Annotated in this window: 25 protein-coding genes; 10 read left to right on the top strand and 15 right to left on the bottom strand. The window is 39.7% G+C overall.

Annotated elements, in window-relative coordinates:
* Positions 1-188: 188 nt before the first annotated feature.
* The 3 genes from FTV17_RS14475 to FTV17_RS14465 all read right to left on the bottom strand — a co-directional run bounded on the left by FTV17_RS14475 (position 189) and on the right by FTV17_RS14465 (position 2,633).
* Positions 189-1,562: a dihydrolipoyl dehydrogenase gene (locus FTV17_RS14475; protein WP_180000533.1), complete on the bottom strand. Its 1,374-nt coding sequence runs from the start codon at positions 1,560-1,562 to the stop codon at positions 189-191.
* A gap of 317 nt (positions 1,563-1,879) precedes the next feature.
* A complete protein-coding gene (locus FTV17_RS14470; RefSeq protein WP_180000531.1) occupies positions 1,880-2,305 on the bottom strand; it encodes a beta-lactamase hydrolase domain-containing protein in 426 nt (141 codons plus the stop codon).
* Positions 2,298-2,633 (bottom strand): TIGR01244 family sulfur transferase, encoded by a 336-nt coding sequence (locus FTV17_RS14465; RefSeq protein WP_035269714.1) that lies wholly within the window; start codon positions 2,631-2,633, stop codon positions 2,298-2,300. Before FTV17_RS14465 ends, FTV17_RS14470 begins: the two co-directional genes overlap by 8 nt.
* A gap of 123 nt (positions 2,634-2,756) precedes the next feature.
* Here FTV17_RS14465 and FTV17_RS14460 point away from each other — a divergent pair, with 123 nt between their 5' ends.
* The 3 genes from FTV17_RS14460 (at position 2,757) to FTV17_RS14450 (ending at position 4,527) form a co-directional block, all read left to right on the top strand.
* On the top strand, positions 2,757-3,656 hold the full coding sequence (locus FTV17_RS14460) for an alpha/beta hydrolase (protein WP_180000529.1): 900 nt from the start codon (positions 2,757-2,759) through the stop codon (positions 3,654-3,656).
* A complete protein-coding gene (trxC, locus tag FTV17_RS14455) occupies positions 3,653-4,078 on the top strand; it encodes a thioredoxin TrxC (protein WP_180000527.1) in 426 nt (141 codons plus the stop codon). The genes FTV17_RS14460 and trxC overlap by 4 nt, the downstream gene beginning before the upstream one ends.
* Before the next feature lie 80 nt (positions 4,079-4,158).
* Entirely contained in the window at positions 4,159-4,527 is a 369-nt protein-coding gene (locus tag FTV17_RS14450; protein ID WP_218945426.1) for an acyl-CoA thioesterase, read from the top strand.
* Positions 4,528-4,599: 72 nt separating this feature from the next.
* Here the strand turns inward: FTV17_RS14450 and FTV17_RS14445 are convergent, their stop codons facing one another.
* Together FTV17_RS14445 and FTV17_RS14440 are read right to left on the bottom strand one after the other, a co-directional pair.
* Entirely contained in the window at positions 4,600-5,100 is a 501-nt protein-coding gene (locus tag FTV17_RS14445) for a DUF4442 domain-containing protein (RefSeq protein WP_180000523.1), read from the bottom strand.
* Positions 5,101-5,128: 28 nt separating this feature from the next.
* The gene (locus FTV17_RS14440) at positions 5,129-5,617 is read right to left on the bottom strand and encodes a YajQ family cyclic di-GMP-binding protein (protein ID WP_035269703.1); all 489 of its coding nucleotides are present in this window, start codon (positions 5,615-5,617) and stop codon (positions 5,129-5,131) included.
* A gap of 91 nt (positions 5,618-5,708) precedes the next feature.
* Between FTV17_RS14440 and FTV17_RS14435 the strand changes: the two genes are divergently transcribed.
* Positions 5,709-6,020 (top strand): rhodanese-like domain-containing protein, encoded by a 312-nt coding sequence (locus FTV17_RS14435; RefSeq protein ID WP_180000521.1) that lies wholly within the window; start codon positions 5,709-5,711, stop codon positions 6,018-6,020.
* 48 nt (positions 6,021-6,068) lie between these two features.
* Here the strand turns inward: FTV17_RS14435 and mnmC are convergent, their stop codons facing one another.
* Genes mnmC through FTV17_RS14415 form a run of 4 tightly spaced genes read right to left on the bottom strand, consistent with a single transcriptional unit; the run spans position 6,069 to position 9,390 of the window.
* On the bottom strand, positions 6,069-7,973 hold the full coding sequence (gene mnmC / locus FTV17_RS14430; protein WP_180000519.1) for an FAD-dependent 5-carboxymethylaminomethyl-2-thiouridine(34) oxidoreductase MnmC: 1,905 nt from the start codon (positions 7,971-7,973) through the stop codon (positions 6,069-6,071).
* 32 nt (positions 7,974-8,005) lie between these two features.
* Positions 8,006-8,440 carry a hypothetical protein gene (locus tag FTV17_RS14425; RefSeq protein WP_180000535.1) on the bottom strand — a complete coding sequence of 145 codons (435 nt, stop codon included), beginning with the start codon at positions 8,438-8,440 and terminating at the stop codon, positions 8,006-8,008.
* Between the two features lies 1 nt (position 8,441).
* Complete coding sequence (locus FTV17_RS14420; RefSeq protein ID WP_180000517.1) at positions 8,442-8,744, bottom strand: YciI family protein; 303 nt, start codon at positions 8,742-8,744, stop codon at positions 8,442-8,444.
* Positions 8,745-8,775: 31 nt separating this feature from the next.
* Positions 8,776-9,390, bottom strand: a complete 615-nt coding sequence (locus FTV17_RS14415; protein ID WP_035269690.1) for an inner membrane-spanning protein YciB — start codon at positions 9,388-9,390, stop codon at positions 8,776-8,778.
* Positions 9,391-9,434: 44 nt separating this feature from the next.
* On the opposite strand from FTV17_RS14415, the gene FTV17_RS14410 reads away from it, so the two are divergent.
* A complete protein-coding gene (locus FTV17_RS14410; protein ID WP_180000515.1) occupies positions 9,435-10,289 on the top strand; it encodes a PHP domain-containing protein in 855 nt (284 codons plus the stop codon).
* A 64-nt stretch (positions 10,290-10,353) separates the two neighbouring features.
* Here the strand turns inward: FTV17_RS14410 and FTV17_RS14405 are convergent, their stop codons facing one another.
* Positions 10,354-11,265 (bottom strand): bestrophin family protein, encoded by a 912-nt coding sequence (locus FTV17_RS14405; protein ID WP_035269686.1) that lies wholly within the window; start codon positions 11,263-11,265, stop codon positions 10,354-10,356.
* A gap of 103 nt (positions 11,266-11,368) precedes the next feature.
* A complete protein-coding gene (radC, locus tag FTV17_RS14400; RefSeq protein WP_035269684.1) occupies positions 11,369-12,055 on the bottom strand; it encodes a DNA repair protein RadC in 687 nt (228 codons plus the stop codon).
* A 115-nt stretch (positions 12,056-12,170) separates the two neighbouring features.
* On the opposite strand from radC, the gene coaBC reads away from it, so the two are divergent.
* Positions 12,171-13,436 (top strand): bifunctional phosphopantothenoylcysteine decarboxylase/phosphopantothenate--cysteine ligase CoaBC, encoded by a 1,266-nt coding sequence (gene coaBC / locus FTV17_RS14395; RefSeq protein ID WP_180000513.1) that lies wholly within the window; start codon positions 12,171-12,173, stop codon positions 13,434-13,436.
* 63 nt (positions 13,437-13,499) lie between these two features.
* Here the strand turns inward: coaBC and secB are convergent, their stop codons facing one another.
* The 4 genes from secB to rsgA form a co-directional block, all read right to left on the bottom strand.
* The gene (gene secB / locus FTV17_RS14390) at positions 13,500-13,958 is read right to left on the bottom strand and encodes a protein-export chaperone SecB (RefSeq protein WP_035270796.1); all 459 of its coding nucleotides are present in this window, start codon (positions 13,956-13,958) and stop codon (positions 13,500-13,502) included.
* A 23-nt stretch (positions 13,959-13,981) separates the two neighbouring features.
* Complete coding sequence (gene grxC / locus FTV17_RS14385; protein ID WP_035270794.1) at positions 13,982-14,239, bottom strand: glutaredoxin 3; 258 nt, start codon at positions 14,237-14,239, stop codon at positions 13,982-13,984.
* A 12-nt stretch (positions 14,240-14,251) separates the two neighbouring features.
* Positions 14,252-14,665, bottom strand: coding sequence for a rhodanese-like domain-containing protein (locus tag FTV17_RS14380; RefSeq protein WP_035270792.1), 414 nt, complete (start codon positions 14,663-14,665; stop codon positions 14,252-14,254).
* A 92-nt stretch (positions 14,666-14,757) separates the two neighbouring features.
* Positions 14,758-15,816 carry a ribosome small subunit-dependent GTPase A gene (gene rsgA / locus FTV17_RS14375; protein ID WP_180000511.1) on the bottom strand — a complete coding sequence of 353 codons (1,059 nt, stop codon included), beginning with the start codon at positions 15,814-15,816 and terminating at the stop codon, positions 14,758-14,760.
* A gap of 124 nt (positions 15,817-15,940) precedes the next feature.
* On the opposite strand from rsgA, the gene orn reads away from it, so the two are divergent.
* The 4 genes from orn to FTV17_RS14355 form a co-directional block, all read left to right on the top strand.
* Positions 15,941-16,495, top strand: coding sequence for an oligoribonuclease (orn, locus tag FTV17_RS14370; protein ID WP_035270788.1), 555 nt, complete (start codon positions 15,941-15,943; stop codon positions 16,493-16,495).
* Between the two features lie 180 nt (positions 16,496-16,675).
* Positions 16,676-17,410 carry a Bax inhibitor-1/YccA family protein gene (locus tag FTV17_RS14365; RefSeq protein ID WP_180000509.1) on the top strand — a complete coding sequence of 245 codons (735 nt, stop codon included), beginning with the start codon at positions 16,676-16,678 and terminating at the stop codon, positions 17,408-17,410.
* 160 nt (positions 17,411-17,570) lie between these two features.
* Complete coding sequence (locus tag FTV17_RS14360) at positions 17,571-18,374, top strand: enoyl-ACP reductase (RefSeq protein WP_092768909.1); 804 nt, start codon at positions 17,571-17,573, stop codon at positions 18,372-18,374.
* A 161-nt stretch (positions 18,375-18,535) separates the two neighbouring features.
* Positions 18,536-19,397: phage late control D family protein (locus FTV17_RS14355; RefSeq protein ID WP_180000507.1), on the top strand; the 862-nt coding region annotated here is incomplete at its 3' end.

Raw genomic sequence — 19,397 nt, 5'->3', positions numbered from 1 at the left:
CCCTTCCCGAACTCAGAAGTGAAACCTCTTAGCGCTGATGGTAGTGTGGGGTTACCCATGTGAGAGTAAGTCATCGCCAGCTCATTATTCTAAACACCCCCTTCATTCGAAGGGGGTGTTTTTTTATGAAGTAAAATTAGAATGTAAAATAAAAGCCCTCATTAGAGGGCCTTGCATCAAACAATAGATTAAAGTTGTCGTCGTGCATGTTTTAATGCAGTTCTTAGGCCTTCCTCTAGCGTTGGATGGTAGAAAGGGTGATCTAGAATTTCATCAATAGTAAGATCACTGGAGATGGCCCATGCAAGCAAATGTGCTAAATGTTCTGCTGAATAACAAAGAAATTCTGCTCCGAGAAGTTTACGTGAGTATCGATCGACGTAAACCTCTACAGCCCCAATATTTTCTCCATTGACAATCGCTCGTCCTTGCTTTTCGTAGGATACGATACCTGTAATGAACTCATGATTGGCTTTACGCAGTGTTTGATAATTGGAGCCGATCCCTGCCATTTCTGGCGAACTAAACATAATACCTAATGGCGTAAGACTTTTTTTCTGACTCGATTGATGTTGATTGAGGCAATTATGAACCGCCAATTTACCTTCATAAGATGCTTCATGCTGGATAGGCGTTGCAGTAAATGCATCACCTACAATGTAAATGGGGTAGTCACCAAGCTGTTTAGTGGTTGGATCAACAGGTAATTTCTTTAGATCAATGAATTCATCATTTATATGCTGTATATTTAACGTATCTAAATTCGTAGTACGACCAGTCGCAGATAATAGGTAATCAACTTCTATAGCTTTATTGCTACCATTTTCGATAAAGTTAATTTGAACCTTATCTTCGCCTAATTTCTCAACCTGCTCGGGTAAAATTTCATATTTGATACTTAATTCTTTTGAGAATATTTCTTGAGCAAGCGTTTGTAAGTCTGGGCTAGTCAATGAACCAATTTTTTTACTGCGAGCAAAAACTGTAGTTTCTACACCTAGTCGCTGCATAGCTTGTGCAAGTTCGATTGCAATGACACCGCTTCCAATTACAGCTAAACTTTTTGGTAAAGTAGGTATTTCAAAGACTTGATCAGAAGTTAAATATAAATGACCAAGTTTTTGTTGCCAATCTTGATTTACTGTTGGTCTTGAACCAACAGCGATAACGAACGATTTAGCTTGGTATTTCTTATTATTAACATTGATTGTGTTTGCATTTACAAATGTCGCACGACCTGAAATTTTGTGCGCTGTAGGCCATGAATTAACGTCCTTCAGTGTTGCTTTTGTAAAACGATCACGTAATTGCTGTACATGTTGCATAACATCTGTAGTGTCAATTTGAGAAGAAATTTTTAGCCCAAGTTGTTCTGAAGTTCTCGCATTATAGGCAAGATTAGCTGATGAAATTAGAACTTTACTCGGCATACAACCTACTCGAGCACAAGTGGTATCCCACGGACCGTCGTTCACAATAAGTATATTTTGTGTAGTTTTAATGGCTTCTTTATAAGCTGAAATACCAGCAGTACCAGCTCCAATAATAATGATATCGTACATATTGTATTGACTAAGAATGATTTGAATTCACTATATAAAAAAATCTTCGATGAAGAAGTTTTTTTTTCAATTTATTACACTTAAACCTTTAACTTTTGGTGATATCCACATTATTGAAAATTTGTATCATTTAAAACTAAGTATTTTCATGGTTGTTATTGAAATAAGATGAAAGAAAAAGGCGCTTGTGCGCCTTTAAAATGAATAAGATACATTTATCTTATAATGATGTACCTGCATGCACACCAACAGTTGGTTTTACATTCATCGATGTGCAACCGAGTAAAAGAAACGAACAACATAATGCAATACAAATTTTATTCATGAATAAGTCCTAATGAATTTGCTTTATTAAATAGTAACGTAGAACGACTACCTGACTTACATACTAAAAGTATAGGTTTAGGTAGACTATTGTAATACTTCGCAAACTCATGAACATCTGCATCTGTTATTTGACCTGAAATAACAGGTTGGTAAATCAAACTGATTTTAGACTTTTCGGCTAAAGCTCTTAATTCACTTGCAGTTGTTTCGTTACCTGATTCTTGATCAGGACGGTTAACGATCACAGACTTAAATCCCTGCTGCATTAAGGCATTGAATTTTGTAGCCGTCATATGACCCGATACACTCACAGATGGATTAAGTGCTTTACTGAGCGGTTCTGATGCTGAATGACTTAGCGTTACGATACTAAAAATGAAGGTGGAAAGGATGAATCTAAACCACATCTTAGTCATCAAGCAAATCCATTTGTTTTGCTAATTGGTAAAGATTGTTAGAGCGATTTCCCGTACGACAGAACATTAATACTGGTTTTGGTAGCTCATTGAAATGATTTGCAAAAGTACGAACATCAAGCTCAGTAATTTGACCTGCAACTACAGGTTGATATACATAATCTAAGCCTTGAGCGCGTGCAGCTTCTTCAATTTGGGCACTTGTTGGCTGTTCTGGTCCGCCTTCCATATCGGGGCGATTATTAATCACAGATTTAAATCCTTTTTCAACAACTTGAACTAAATGTTCTGGCCCAATTTGACCAGCAAAACCTACATTTTCACTCATTGCGTCACTCCCAAAATAAATTAAAAGACTATGCTACTATCATAGCATCTCGCTCAGATATGAGCTTTGATCGACACAAAAAATTTAAAATAAAAATCGTATGAATACATGCATGGAGCACCTATGTACGATTACACCGTAGAGCCGCTGTACGTACAAAAAGCAAATGAGTTGATCGCTGCTGACCTTTATTTGCCTGTCAAAGTTAAAAGACCTCCTGTGCTTATTATGGCGCATGGTTTTGCAGGATTACGTCATTTCAAACTAATCCAATATGCGCAACGTTTTGCTCAATCAGGTTTTGCGGTTGTACTCTTTGACTATCGTTGTTGGGGAGGTAGTACGGGTAAACCACGAGAAATGATCTCTGTCCGTCAGCAGCTAGAAGATTGGTATGCTGTGATTGCGCATATCAAATTATTCCCTTTGGTTGATGGGCACCAGCTTTTCTTATGGGGAACGGGTCTGAGTGGCGGATATGTTCTAAAACTCGCATCTGAGTTAAATGGGATTCGGGCTGCAATAGCGCAAGTACCCTTTGTGGACGGAAATGCCAGCAGTAAAATTTATCCAATTCAACATATGGCGCAGGCTTTAAAGTTATCGAGTCAGGATTTAATGGCAGCCAAAGTTGGACGTGTTGGAAAAACAATGCCTGTCGTTCATCCTTATGCATTAAGTTTTTACCCGAGTCAGGATAGTTATCAAGGGTATATGTCGATCGTTGATTCAAACTATTATTGGAGCGGTGAGGTGCCTGCAAGAGCTATGTTGGACGTCATACGATTTCGACCGATTACTACGGCAAGAAGTATTAAAATTCCTGTGTTATTTATTGCTGCCAAGAAAGATGCAGTTATTCCCATAGAAATTAGTCGTGAAACTGCAACCAATATGGCACCTTATGTGGAATACCATGAGTGGAATATGACACATTTTGATATTTATCAAGTAAATTGGATGGAAAGCGCAATCAAGCTTCAATTAGAATTCTTAGATCAAAATAGAGGAGTAAACTCATGATTGTTGTTTGTCCATCTTGTGGCGCAAAAAATCGTGTACCTGAAGATAAAATCCAATCTCAGCCGAATTGTGGTCAATGTCATGAGCATTTGATTCCGCTTGCCCCTATTGAGCTGAATGAGCAAAACTTTAGTAACTTTATTACCAACAGTGATTTACCAGTTTTGATTGATCTTTGGGCAGAATGGTGCGGGCCTTGTAAGATGATGGCACCGCATTTTGCTGAAGTAGCCAAATCAAATCCGCATGTGGTTTTTGCGAAGATAGATACTGAAGCGAATCCCCGCTTAAGTGCTGCCTTTAATGTTCGTAGTATTCCAACGTTGGTATTGATGAATAAAACGAATGAAATTGCTAGAATAAGTGGTGCATTACGTGCAAATCAATTACAAGATTGGTTAGATCAGCAATTAAATGCTTAACCAATAGGCCAATATTTGGAGTGACTGTGTCAGATTCTCAACTTAAGCCAGAAGGTTCATTATCCCTTCAAACCATTGCTATGCCTGCAGATACCAACTGGAGTGGGGATGTTTTTGGTGGTTGGATAGTTTCACAAATGGATTTGGCTGGAGCTATTCATGCAGAGCGTTATACAAAAGGTCGCTGTGCAACCATTGCAATTAATCAAATGACATTCCTTGTGCCTGTTAAGGTGGGTGATGTCATTAGTTGTTATACTAAAATTTTAAAGCTCGGAAATACCTCAATTCAAATGCAAATTGAAGTATGGGATAGTCACGACTCTTCACGTCCAGCGAAAAGAGTTACGGAAGGAGTTTTCACTTTTGTTGCGGTGGATGTAAAAGGGGCAAAACGCCAGATTCCAGATGATGTTAAACAAAAGTTTCAAGAATCTCTAAGCATCTAATCATAAAAAATCCCAACATCGTTGGGATTTTTTATTAGGGAAACTTTTTTAGGATCAATATGATCATGAGCTTTATTGCTTAAGTTGAGATTTTGCAATCCAAGCCCAGAGCATTTCACATTGAATTGGCTCTTCGCCAGATTCATCTGTCACGATCACTTTGACAAGGGTCTCACCTTTTTCAGACTCTTGCATCTGTTTTTGTTGATCATCAGTCAATGTAGCGACTGCGGTCATCGCACCTTTAGATGGGCGTTTGAAATCTACTTTTAAGCTTTTTATTAATACGATTGAGGTATCGGGTACATTCATGCCGGTAACAAAGCCTGTAGCTGTTTCAGCGATCAGCGCCATTGCGCATGCATGCACTTGACCAATATGGTTTTGCATTGCTTTATGGTTTTCGATTTTAACGACAACTTTAGCATGACTAACTTCAAGATAACGTAATTTGGCGGTTCCCACCATTGGAACGACACGGCCAAAAGCTTTGCTCCACAAAGTACTACGGATACCTTGTGGAAACTTAGATGTCGCTTTTATTAACTTAGATAAACGATTGCCTTTTGCCATGATCAGTTCCTATGATGGAGCAAAGAGATTAGTCTTTGAAGTTGTTAAATTGAAGTGGGATACCGAATTGTTGTTCTTTTAAGAACGCCATAACTTGTTGTAATGTATCGCGCTTCTTGTCAGTGACTCGGATTTTATCGCCCTGAATAGAAGATTGCACTTTGATACCACTTTCTTTAATGGCTTTATTAATTTTTTTTGCTGTATCAGAGTCAAGACCGTCTTTAAGTTTAATCACTTGAATGACATTTTTGCCAGATGCTGTCATTTTTTGCGGATCTAGTGCTTGAACGTCGACTTTACGTTTATAAAAGTGATTTTCCAGCATGTTGTAAACTTGCTCACATTGGAAGTCACTTTCAGTCGAGATCTTAATTTCTTTATTTTTTTCGTTTAATTCGATCGAAACGTCTTGACCACGGAAGTCGAAACGCGTTCCGATTTCCTTTTGTGTGTTTTGAACTGCATGATTTACTTCAAAAATCTCTAATTCTGAAACAATATCGAAAGATGGCATAGTTTAGACCTTTACAAATAGAAAGAATATCTGAGATGCTAGGGATGTTTTCTTCATTTGCCAAGTGTTGTTTACATCAAAGGAGTGCGCAATGATCCGTAAACAAGAAATTACAACATTTGAGTTCCCAGCTGACGCGATTATCTGGGATGTACGTGATACAAGTGCTTATGCTGAAGCACATGTGAAAGGAGCGGTGAACCAACCGATTTCCACACTTTCAGCAGATAGCCTGACTCAAGTTGCAGCGGATCAACCGATTTACATTTTATGTGGCGGCGGAAGTAAAGCACCACGTGCTGCAGAACTATTAGAAGGCTTTGATAGTTCACGTGAATATGTGGTCTTGATGGGTGGTACTCGTGCTGCTCGTGAGGCAGGATTACCTTTAGAACAAGGTTAATCATGGTTGAAAAAAAGCGCCTTATGGCGCTTTTTTAGTTTCAATAAATCATGATGATTGAGTTTTATCCTGAAAATATGGCTTCTTTATTCTTACTTTCTTTCTAAATCGATGAACATTGAGTTTATTGAGTAAAGTTTCAGATACAGGGCATGCTGTTTTTAAGATTTGAGCCACCAGAATTTCAGCACACAAAGGAGCAAATAAAAAGCCTTTAGATCCCAAACCTGAGAGTGTATAAATCTCAGTATCAGATTCAACCTGACCTAAAAGCGGAAAATAATCCTGACTTTGTGCACGAACAGAAGCTCTACCATGCCAAGAATGATGGTCAGGAAATTGTGCAGCAATATCTGGTGCGAGATCTGCAAGTAACCTGTAGTTATGTTCATGATCTTCATCAAGAACATCTTGATCATCTCGATTAGGGTAAAAAGAAGCACCTAAAATGATTTGATGATCATTTAAAGGCATACAGTAACCACCATAGCTATATGCTTCATGTTTCTTAAACTGTGCAGATGAAACATGATTAAACCAGCTAACTTGGCCACGTATCGGTTTTAAAATCGGAAAATCATCAAAGAGATTCATACTTTCACGGGCACAACAAATAATCACATGGTCAAATTGATATTGTTGTCCAACATGATCTGTTATACCGATTTGATGATTGGCAAGTCGGTCCCACGATTTGATTGTCGCTTGCTGAAATTCGATCAGTTCATTCGATAATATTTCTTTAGCCAAATCATGTGGTCTGATTGTTCCAGCCTGTTTCAAGGTGAGGAATGCTTGGTTGAACAGGCTGTTTTCAGCAGCAGAATTTGCTTCGAGTATGTTTTCTGGATATTGATTTGCAAGATCGAGAAGTTCATCAGCGTGTTTAAGAGGGATTTGATGGACTTGCGCGGCGTCAAAGGCTTCAAATTTTGAATAATGGTTCATTGCATGTTGCCATGCTAATGTCATTAAATGATCGGCACTTTGTTCAATTGGACAGAGCTTGGGATTCAATAAAGCCAGAGGATTTCCTGACGCGCCACTTAATGGCTCATGGCGGTCAAATAGGCTGACGCGGTGCCCCCTTAATGCAAAGGCATAGGCACAACTTAAACCCGCAATTCCAGCGCCTACAATGCCTATACGGCGTTGAGAGCTTGAGTGTGGTTCGTATTTGTAATCTTCGGGAGTGAGCTCATTTTTTTCTGTCTCTTCGTCTAAAGGCAGTAAAATTCCCTTTAACATTTCACGTTTGTGTCCGAACCCTTTTGGGCGTGTAATTTTCACGCCGTGTTTTTTTAATCCTCTTTTGAGGATGCCAGCAACACTGAAAGAGGCAAAAGTGGTTCCAATATCCGATAGTCGAATAATTTGATTCAGAATTTGTTCTTCCCACATATCAGGATTGCAGGCAGGAGCGAATCCATCTAAAAACCATGCATTGACAGTGCTAGTTTTGGCAATGACTGGAAAAACATCATGTGCATCACCTAACCAAATATCAATACTAAAACGCTCATCTGGAAAATGAAGGCGGTGGCATCCTGCAATTGGCAGTGGATATTGGGCAATGAGTTGATCTGATAAATGTTTAAGTTCAGGCCAAGCATTTAAGGCTCGGATCAGATCAGCCTTGCTCAGTGGAAATTTTTCCACCGTAATGACATGCAGTTGACTATGATTATTTGGACGAATTGATTGCCAAAGTTGCCACAGGGTGAGGATATTTAAACCCGTGCCGAAGCCAGTTTCTCCGACTGTGAAATGTTCAAATGGTTTTAAGTCCGATAGGCGTTCATGTAGATCATTACCATTGATAAAGACATGACGCGTTTCAAGAAGGCCATTGGCTTTTGAAAAATAAACATCACCGAAAATTTTAGAAACTGGAATATCGATTCCATCAACGAGTTGCCAATCGAGATCAGCAGTTTGAATGGCCTGAGTCAAAATTTGAAACCTTTGAAAAGCATGTCAGTGGTTTACCACTGACGACGTCGTTTTGTATAGATGTAACTGGCAATAATAAAGCCGACAAAAATACCGACAGCCATTGTTGCTGCACCGTACAAAAACATTTGAGCACTACGTTCACTTTGAAGCACCTGAATTTGTACACCTAAATTATCATTTTTTAGTTGTAATTCTTGGTTCTGTGCTAAAGCTTCTAGGTTTGCTTTTTCAAGCTGTTGGAGACGTGTTGCTTGGTCTTTGACTAAAGCCTTTACTTTTGCTTCTTGAAGCGCTTTATTTCGTGCAATTTGTTCAGCTGTAAGTGGCTTTGCAGGCGTAGCTGTTGCTGGCTGAGACTGTGCAGCTGGATTCGCTGGTGTAGCAGTGGTTGCTGCGGGTTCAGCCCAAGCTGAAGATACCAATGCAAAACTGATGAAAAGAGCAGAGCGTGTCAAATTCATCATCTTATTCATGTGGTAATGCTTTATTAAAAGGTTTTACGTCAATGCTGGCATAAATGCCTTCTTTTAAAAAAGGCTCATCTGCTAACCATTCATCTAGCGCTTCACGGCTTTCAAAATCTAAAATAAGGGTGCTGCCATAAAATCCAGCTTGTGGGTTATTACGATCTTTTGGCATCGCGCCAGCGACGATTACACGACCTTCATCAGCCAGTTTTTCTAGGCGTGCAAGGTGTTGTGGGCGTGTTGCTAAGCGTTTTTCAACAGTACCTTCTTGGTCGGTACACGTCACTACAAATAAGGGCATGGCGAAATCTCTTTATCTTCTTTCAACACGATTATTCTTCTGCAGATTTAAAGTGTTTTCGTAAAATGATGAATTGAATAATGATAAATGAAAACATCACAATCATGTCACCAAAAGCAGTAAATTCACCCCAATATTTTCCATCCATGAACACGAAAGCAAAGAAAATATGCAATGATGCCATACCAACAAACATCGCGGCCCAAGCATAGTTTAAATTTTTCCATCCCTGCGGTGTTAAATTTAAAATAGGACCAAATAAGCGTTGAATGAGAGGTTTGCGGTCTTTACCAAAATAAGGTGAAATTAAGAAAGCACCAGCAAATACAAAATTCAAGATCGCTGCTTTGAGACGAATATAAAAATCATCACTCAACATGAGAGTAATCCCACCAAAAATCACCGTCATAAATAAAACAATCCATTGTTGTTTATCAAGGTGAAATTTTTGGCGGACAAATAATGCGCCGTAGACCACGAGCATAGAAATGATTAAGCCCGTTGTAGCAACGAGAATATGGTTATTATCGACGCCACCTGCAGAGCCGATCCATTGCAGTAAAGGGTGATTGTTATCTTTAGGATCGACAGTTTTGTAAAGCCAAAAGAAAATTATGAGTGGCACAAAGTCTAAAAGTGCTTTCATGTTAAAGTATCTATGCAGTTCAGGTGGATGGGTTAGTATAAAAGATGCAAGGCGTAGATTTACACACACATAGTAATATTTCTGATGGAACTTTGTCGCCAGAGTTACTGGTTCAAGCTGCGCTCGAAAAAGGGATACATACCCTTGCACTGACTGACCACGATAGCATGGATGGTTTGGTTTTGGCTGAAAAAGTTGCAAAAAATCAACCAATTCAAATTATTTCAGGTGTGGAAATTTCAAGTCAGTGGTCTAGACCTTCGACCAAAAAAAGTTATGGTGTGCATGTAGTCGCGCTGAATATGCAATCACCTGATCCTTTGCATAAGCTGCTAGAACAACAAAAGATAATTCGAGCTGAACGTGCTCAACTCATCTGTGAATTGTTGAAGCCTCTTATTGGAGAGGATATTTACGCGGATGTGGTTGCAAAGGTCGAGGGTATACCTGATCGTGTGACACGAACCCATATTGCGAAGACGCTGGTCGAGAAGGGTCATGTTTCACGTCCGCAACAAGCTTTTGACAAATATATCAAAGAAGGTAAAAAAGCTTATGTTCAGTTTGAAGGACTTGGTCTGGAGGAAACGATACATGTAATTCATAAGGCTCAAGGATTTGCTGTTTTGGCACATCCTACCCGTTATGATTTATCTGCGACGAACATTCGTTATTTAATTGAAATATTTGCACGTTACGGAGGCGATGCAGTTGAGTTGCCTCCTGCGATTGAGCCTACTTCGACGCGACAAATGGTAGACCGAATGATTGCCGAATTTGGGCTTAAAGTATCTGTTGGAAGTGATTTCCATGGAGATAATATGCCATGGATAAAATTGGGGAATATCCCTCAAGTGAAAGAGGGGCAGGTTGGCATCTGGGAAAGTTTTATTGTATAGAAACTCTCTTATAACAATGGATAAGAGAATTTCAGGCGTCGATAAGACATTCTGTTGTCATGAATCAAAGTAAGTTGTGATCCTGAGCCTGGATTGGTGGAGGAGTTGGTTTTCCTAAAGTCCCGAGTAGTTCAATCTCGATTGTACGAACCATGGCATCGAGTGGAAGATCATTACTTTGTGTACCAAAAGGCTCTTCTATTTCAGAGCTGAGCGCATCAAGCCCCAAAAACGTATATGCTAAAATACCGACTAAAAGTGGCGTCGCCAAACCGAGCACCGAGCCTAAACTAAATGGAAGCATAAAACAGAAAAAATAAACGGTACGGTTTAAGAGTACTGAATAAGCATAAGGTAAAGGAGTTGTAGCAATACGATCACAGCCTGTTTGAACCAAACTTAATTCAGTTACATGTTGGTTCATTTGTGTATAAATAATGTCTGAAATTTCGCCTTCTTTCAGTGACTGCATCAACTCCCATTGAATCAAACTTAATGTGTATTGTGGTGCATTGGCTTGCTGGTAAAGTTGAGTTAAAGCTTGTGGGCTCATGCCACTGGTTTGATGCAAAGCATCGGGACTCACTGTTTGATGACGAAGACGGTCACGCAGTACGTTAGCAAAAACAATCATATGCTGAATTACACGTTCACGACGACCTTGCGGCAAGATCCGGCAGTCTCGATCGAAATGTCGAGCATTGGCGATTAAGCTTCCCCATAATTTACGCGCTTCCCACCAACGGTCATAACACGCCGAATTTTTGAAACCTAAAAAAATCGACAATACCACCCCGATCAGTGTAAACCCAACCAAAGGAATTTCGGGGAATCTATAGAGATTTATATATTCAATTCCCCCCACGATTGCTGAAATCAGCATAACGATTCCAAGTGGAGGTAATACCTTCGGTAAGATGGTTCCACGCCATGAAAATAATAGTTTTAGCGTATCGGTTTGATCACGAACAATCATGTAAATCAATCTTTCATTTTTCTATGATCTTCACTAGTTCAGCGAGTATTGTCAATGATAAAAAATGGAAACTTCGAGCAATTTTATTCTGTAATTTATAGACTTATTCTCGGATCAGTTGGTGCTCCATAAAAGAGTAGCTGCCTTCGGTGGAAATGATGACATGATCGAGTAATTTAACCTCAATTAAATTACAAGCTCTACTTAAAGATTTCGTCAAATTGATATCGTCAATTGAGGGCTGAGGAATTCCTAAAGGATGGTTATGTGCAATAATCACAGCACTCGCCTGAGTGTGGATGATATGTCGAATAAACTGATTAATTGAAACTGCACAGTGGTTAGTAGAACCAAAGAATAATTTTTTAAAATTAATTTTTCTGAGCCTTGCATCTAAACAGAGTACCGCGAAAATCTCTTGAGATTCGCCAATAAGTTCATAGCGAAGATAATCTTGAATTAAATCAGAGCGACTTAAATCAATTTGTTGGTTCAATTGATGTTGCAAGTAACGCCGTCCAAGCTCTTTGACAGCCATCAATTGAGAGTATTTAGTATCTCCCATGCCATGGAACATGCGAATTTCGTCTATCGATGCATCAAACACTGCATTTAAGCTTCCAAAATGTTGCAGCATCAATCTTGCTAATTCGACTGCAGAATGTTGTTGAGATCCTGATCTTAAAAAGATGGCGAGGAGTTCTGCATCAGAGAGGCTATGTGCACCTTGGCGGAGTAATCTTTCTCGCGGTCGTTCTTGTTCGGGCCATTGTTTGATCGAATTATTCATTATTATTCACTGTTTTAAATTATTTTAACTTTTGAATATTCACCAAGGTATATCTTGGGTGGCAGAATATTTAATGCTATTGTGAGCGCCACTGCAATAAAAAGGTGACGTGATCTTGAGTTTTGATCTTAGTGTGTTCTCCAATAAAAATATTATTCTTGCTGTTACTGGTGGTATCGCTGCTTATAAAAGTGCCATCTTAGTACGCCGACTTAAAGATTACGGATTTAATGTCCGAGTTGTAATGACTCAAGGTGCCCAAGCTTTTATTACGCCGCTTACCTTTCAAGCATTGTCGGGTAATCCAGTGCATACTGAACTTCTAGATACAGAAGCTGAAGCTGGAATGGGGCATATCGAATTGGCACGATGGGCGGATTTGGTGCTTGTCGCTCCTGCCAGTTGTGACAGTATTGCTAAATTTGCTTGTGGATTAGCGGATGATTTACTCAGTACACTCTATTTGGCAACAAAAGCGCCTGTTTGGATCGCGCCTGCCATGAATCAACAAATGTGGGCGGCTAAAGCAACACAGCGCAATTTGAGTACTTTGGTTGAGGATGGTGTGCATGTCATTATGCCTGAGGCGGGTTCTCAAGCGTGTGGCGATGTTGGATTAGGACGTATGCCTGAGCCTGAAGATTTAGCTGAACAGGTACGAGAATATTTCCATAAAGCGCAGCGTGCAATTGCAGAAAAATTTGGCTTGCTGGCGGGTAAAAAAGTGACGATTACCGCAGGTCCAACTCGAGAGGCAATTGATCCAGTGCGTTATATTTCAAACCACAGCACTGGAAAAATGGGGTTTGCTATTGCTGCTGCATGCTATTCAGCAGGTGCTGAGGTGACACTGATCGCGGGTCCTGTCAGTTTAGATACACCGAATGGGGTGAAGCGTTTAAATGTATCTTCAGCGAGACAGATGCTTCACTTAAGTATGAATCAGTTGGAAACAGGATGTGATGTATTTATTGCGACAGCTGCCGTAGCGGATTATCGTGTCGCAGAAGTTGCGGAACATAAAATCAAAAAAGCTGGTGATGAGTTAGCTGTCTCTCTTGTTAAAAATCCTGATATCGTGGCGACGATAGCTTTGCAAGACAAACGTCCATTTATGGTCGGTTTTGCAGCTGAAACGCGTAATGTTGAAGAATATGCCGCAGGTAAATTGGTGGCTAAGAAACTAGATATGATCGCATGCAATGATGTTTCAAGAGCGGATATTGGTTTTGCTTCAGATGAAAATGCGATGACCGTGTTTTTTGCTGAACAATATGAAATGGAAAAACGTGATCTTGAAAAAGCTTCAAAGCAAGAAATTGCACAGCAATTAGTTGAAGCTATTCATGATGCATTACATCAAGAAAAACGACCTGTTTAAATGTAGGATATAAAAAAGACCGCAAATGCGGTCTTTTTTATAAGGGGGAAGTTAATCAGACGATTAAGCCTGACCTTCAGCAGCTGCAGCTTGAGCGCGTTGCATGTTTGCCTCAAACTCAGCATCGAAGTTAATCGGTGTAAGAAGTAATTGAGGGAAGCTACCTTTAGTTACAAGATCGTTCACCGCTTCACGAAGGAATGGGAACAAAATATTAGGGCAATAAGCACCAAGAATGTACGGAAGACGTTCATCTTCAACGCCATCAATCAAGAAAATACCTGATTGTGTTACGTCTACGATAAATGCAGTTTCACCTGCATTCGCAGCTTGTACAACCACTTTTAAAGAAACTTCAAAATGAGTTGGATCTACTTTTTCAGCTGATGAAGAAAGATTGATGTTTAACTCAGGTTGCCATTCTTTTGTAAAAACCGCAGCACCAGGAACTTCAAAAGAAATATCTTTTGTATAAATACGTTCTAATGCTAATTGTGGTTGAACTTGTTGTTCTTCACTCATTCTTAATTCCTTAGATTTAGTGATTATGCCAATAATTCGTCTAGTTTACCTTCACGCTCTAAAGCATAAAGTTGGTCGAAACCACCGATGAATTGATCTTTAATGAAAATTTGTGGCACTGTGCGGTGGTTGGTTTTTTGCATTAACTCAACACGAACCTCGGGTGCTTCTTTTGATAAATTAATTTCTTTGTACTCAATGCCTTTACGTTCAAGGAGTTGCTTTGCACGTACGCAATAAGGACACATCGTTGTTGAATATACAGTCACTTGAGCTGTCATTTTACAAACTCCTTAAGCTTTTTTGCTTTTTACTAAAGGTAAGCCTTGAGCTTTCCAGTTACTGATACCACCGTCTAAACGATAACTATCTGTATGACCGACTTGTTGTAGAGCAGAGCCTGCAACTTGGCCTAAATTACAAATGAATACCAATGGACGGTCCGCAGCTTTTAATTCTTCAACATTTGCAGCAATTTGACTATATGGAATATTACGACTACCGCTAATATGACCTTCACGGAAATCTTTAGCATCGCGCAAATCAATCAGCATCGCATTTTTAGCTTTCACTAAAATTCCGAGCGATTGTGGCGAAATTTTACGACCACTACGTTGTCCTTCAAAAACGAAAAACAAAACAATTAGGGCCCCTAAAATTGCAAATAAAAAGGGGTGATTCCCCATAAATTCGAACCAACGTTCCACAAATCACCTAATGACTAATTAAAAACTGCGTTGAGTATAACGTATATATATGGTGATCAAAATCACTGCTTCAAGGGCGTGCTTAAAGAAAACTAATTTTTTTGTTGCGCCTCAGTAATCTCATCAATTAGACGTAAATAACTTTCTAAACGTCTTTGTAAAATATCACCATTTTTGACACCTTCTTTCAGCGCACATTGCTTTTCGTGCGTATGGGTGCAATTGCGATACTGACAATGTCCTAAGAGCGCAGAAATTTCAGGAAAGCCACCATCGATTTTCTCATGATCTAAATGCCATAAGCCAAATTCACGAATACCTGGGGAATCGATTAAAGCACCATTTTCACCAAAACGAATTAAACGTGTTGAGGTCGTAGTATGTTGACCGAGTGCGGAGTTTTCTGAAATGACATTGGTTTTTTGATCAGCATCAGGAATGATGGCATTAATAAGTGTACTTTTCCCAACACCTGATTGACCTACAAATGCAACAGTTTGGTTGTCAATACGTTGAATCAACTCATCTAAATTACCATTGGATTGGGTCAGGATGAAGTCATAACCAAGTTGACGATATTCTTCTGCTAACAACAAAATGGGATCATTTTCTTTCAGTAAATCACATTTGTTCAATACTAATAAAGCAGGGATATTGGCATCTTCACATGCAACCAAATAGCGATCGATCAGGGTTGGTGCAGGTTCTGGTAACGGTGCAATGACGATGACGATCAGGCTGATATTTGCAGCTACTGGTTTTACTTTGTGATAACGATCTGGGCGAGTTAACAAGGATTGTCGCGGTTGAATCGCTGTGATAATACCTAAGCCAGTATTTGGATCTGCTTGCCATTTTACGCGATCACCTGTAACCAATAATTCTAAATTGGTACGGGTATGACAGCGCCAAACGCTATTCAGCTCAATAGGTTTCCAAAAAGGTTCTGGCTCACCTTCTTTGGTATCTGGTTTTATTGGGTGTTGATCAGGCAAGGAGAGGGCTTGTACTTCAAGTTGTCGACCATAGTGTTGGACGACTAAGCCTTCCAAGTCGTGAGACGTGTCGATTTCTTCTTGACGTGTTTGATGTTGTTTCTGAATACGACGTTGTTGTTGCTCTGTCAAACGACGCTTACGAATTAAAGCCATTCACAACCTAAAAAACCTTGAAATTTAGATGGCAAAAATAGCATGATGAGCCATGGATTTACAGCCAAGATCGGAATAATTTGCTACTATCCATCTTTAATTTAGCCCAATAAGATTGCACTTTATGAGCAGCACCCCAGATACCCGCTTAATTTGGATCGACCTTGAAATGACAGGGTTAGATACAGACAATGATCAAATTATTGAAATTGCAACGATTATTACAGATGATCATTTAAATATTCTTGCTGAAGGCCCAGTGTTAGCTGTACATCAGTCAGATATTATTTTAAATGCGATGGATGAATGGAATACACGTCAGCACGGGCAATCTGGACTTATTGAACGCGTACGCCGTAGTAAGTTAACTGCGCAAGATGCTGAGCAACAAACACTTGAATTCTTAAAAAAATGGGTCAATCCAAAATCATCTCCAATGTGTGGAAACTCAATTTGTCAAGATCGCCGTTTCTTACATCGTTTAATGCCAGAGCTTGAGCAGTTCTTCCATTACCGTAATTTGGATGTGTCTTCTGTTAAAGAGTTAGCAAAACGCTGGCGCCCAGAAATTATGAGTGGTTTAAAGAAAAATGCTTCTCATCTTGCGATGGATGATATTCGTGATTCAATTGCTGAATTGAAGTATTACCGTCAATATTTTTTCATCTCAAATAATTAAAAAGTTCTGTTGAAATTTTAGAAAAGGGGCTAAGGCCTCTTTTTTATAGATTTTATAAATGATCGAAAGAACAAAGTATTAATTAAAATGTTTAAAAGTTGATAGCAAAAAATAAACTGATTTTTATGCTGATAGATCTCAGAATAGTGAAAATTTAAGAATGATAACAGAGACTAAGTTATGCAAAGTAGTAATCCGATTTTAACCCGTGTAGAGACGGTATCCAATTATCAACAACCCATGACCATTCAAGGTGCGATTCAGAAATCTGTTGTATTAACTGTGATTTCGGCAGCGATGGGTATCGCGCTGTTTATTTATAGTTTTATGACTTTAACTGTATCACTCGCCTATGCTAGTGCGATGGTGGGGGCGATTGGTGGATTCATTCTGGCACTCATTACTACTTTTAAGCCGAATACTGCTCGAACTTTAGCTATTCCATATGCTTTATTTCAAGGTGCTTTTTTAGGGGGTATTTCAGTCATATTTCAACTAAAATACCCTGGTGTTCCTTTAAAGGCCTTGCTCGCAACATTTGTCACGACTTTGGTGATGTTCGCGCTTTATCGGTTTCAAATTATTCGTGCGACTGAGAAATTTAAAGCGGTTGTGTTGTCAGCCACCATTGCGATTGCGATTGTATTTGTTCTCCAATTTATTATGAGTCTAGCTTTTGGTTCGAGCATTCCATATATCTTTGATAATAATTGGCTAGGTTTAGGATTTGCAGCTTTTGTGGCTATTATTGCATCATTAAATCTAATTTTAGATTTCGACCTGATTGAAAATGCCGCAGCTCAATATGCGCCTAAAGCGATGGAATGGTTATGTGGTATTGCCTTGTTAGCCACTTTAGTTTGGATGTATTTCTCTTTCTTGCGTTTAATTGGTCTACTGTCTAGTAATGACTAATGTAGTTCAGCTAAGGCGTTTAAAAAGATCAGACTGATGTCTGATCTTTTTTTAGCGTCTAATTCGGTTTAACAATTTTTTGAAAAAAGATGCATTATGCAATTTCGTAAATCCTCTAGACTTGGCATCATGCATGAAAATTAATTTGAGTGAGAGTCACATGGCACAAGGACTATTAGCAGGTAAACGTTTTTTAATCGCGGGTGTTGCGAGTAAATTGTCGATTGCATTCGGTGTTGCAGAAGCTTTACACCGTGAAGGTGCAGAATTGGCATTTACCTATCCTAATGAAAAAATGAAGAAGCGTGTTGATGACTTTGCTGAACAGTTTGGTTCAAAACTAGTTTTTCCATGTGATGTTGCTGTTGATGCTGAAATCGAACAGGCATTTGCTGAATTAGCAAAACATTGGGATGGTTTGGATGGCGTAGTGCATTCAATTGGTTTTGCACCAGCACATACTTTAGATGGTGATTTTACTGAAGTTACTGATCGTGAAGGTTTTAAAATCGCGCATGACATCAGTGCCTATAGCTTTATTGCAATGGCTCGTGCGGCAAAACCACTTTTAACTGCTCGTCAGGGCTGTTTGCTCACACTCACTTACCAAGGTTCAGAGCGTGTGATGCCAAACTATAATGTTATGGGATTGGCGAAAGCATCTTTAGAGGCTGGCGTTCGTTACTTGGCTTCAAGTTTGGGTGCTGAAGGAATTCGTGTAAATGCGATTTCAGCTGGTCCAATTCGTACGCTTGCGGCTTCAGGTATCAAGTCTTTCCGTAAGATGCTTGATCTGAATGAAAAGGTTGCACCTTTAAAACGTAATGTCACGATTGAAGATGTAGGTAATGCGGCATTATTCTTATGTTCACCATGGGCAAATGGTATTACTGGTGAAATTTTATATGTAGATGCTGGTTACAATACGGTTGGTATGAGTGCAGATTTAATGCTAACAGAATAAATCTCATCTTAATAAGAAATAAAAATCGGCAATTTATTGCCGATTTTTTTACATTTTTTAAAGTTCATTTATGTAACCAAGACTAGGTAAATCGTATTTTTTTTGATTAAATATTAAGAAATTCTTTAGCCTTATTAAATTATAAAAGACAGATAATAGCCATGCTTGCCAACATCTTTTCGGCATTGGAACAGCTCGGCCTAACCGCCCAAAACAGAGCCCTCCACATCCAATTCAGTCATTCACAACTGAATAGCCAAGTCTTCCTACAACGCATCGATGGCAGCCATGTCCTTAACGAAGGCGTGCAAGCAGAACTCATCTGTCTCTCGACCAATGCCTTAATTCCACTCAAACAATTCATCGGCACACAAGTCGCTGTGGATCAAGTCACTGATCAAGGAACCCTGTTTAGAACCACAGGCATCATCACCGAAGCCTCACAAGGACAAAGCGATGGGGCACTGACCCTCTACAAACTCACGCTCAACGATGCAACCAGCCTGTGGCACAAACGCCGCAACAGCCGCGTATTTATGAACAAATCCGTGGTCGAAGTGGTGGAAATTCTCTTTGAAGAATGGCAAAACAAAAGCCCACTCTTTGCCTCTAGCCTCAGCCTAGACCACAGTGGGCTGCAACAACAATACGACATCCGACCTTTCATTATGCAAAGCAACGAAAGCGACTACGACTTTCTGACTCGCTTACTACGCAGTGAAGGCATTAACTGGCTCATTGATGAAGCCCAACCGATTGTACCGAGCAACAACAGCCCGATTGAAGCACAAAAGCTCCGCCTGATTGACGACAACAGCCAATACCAAGCCCTTAACCGACGCAACATTCGCTACCACCGTAGTGATGCGACAGAACAATTTGATAGCATCACCAGTTTTATCGGACAACGCAGCCTACAACCCACCGCAGTCCACCTACAACGCTGGCAAGCCACAGCCCTCGAACAAGAAGAAGGCGCAGGCTCAGTCCAAAGCAAACACCAACACAGTGACCACCAAGACA

This window comes from Acinetobacter sp. YH12239 (assembly GCF_013417635.1).
Taxonomy (GTDB): domain Bacteria; phylum Pseudomonadota; class Gammaproteobacteria; order Pseudomonadales; family Moraxellaceae; genus Acinetobacter.
This window is presented reverse-complemented; position numbering and strand designations above follow the sequence as displayed.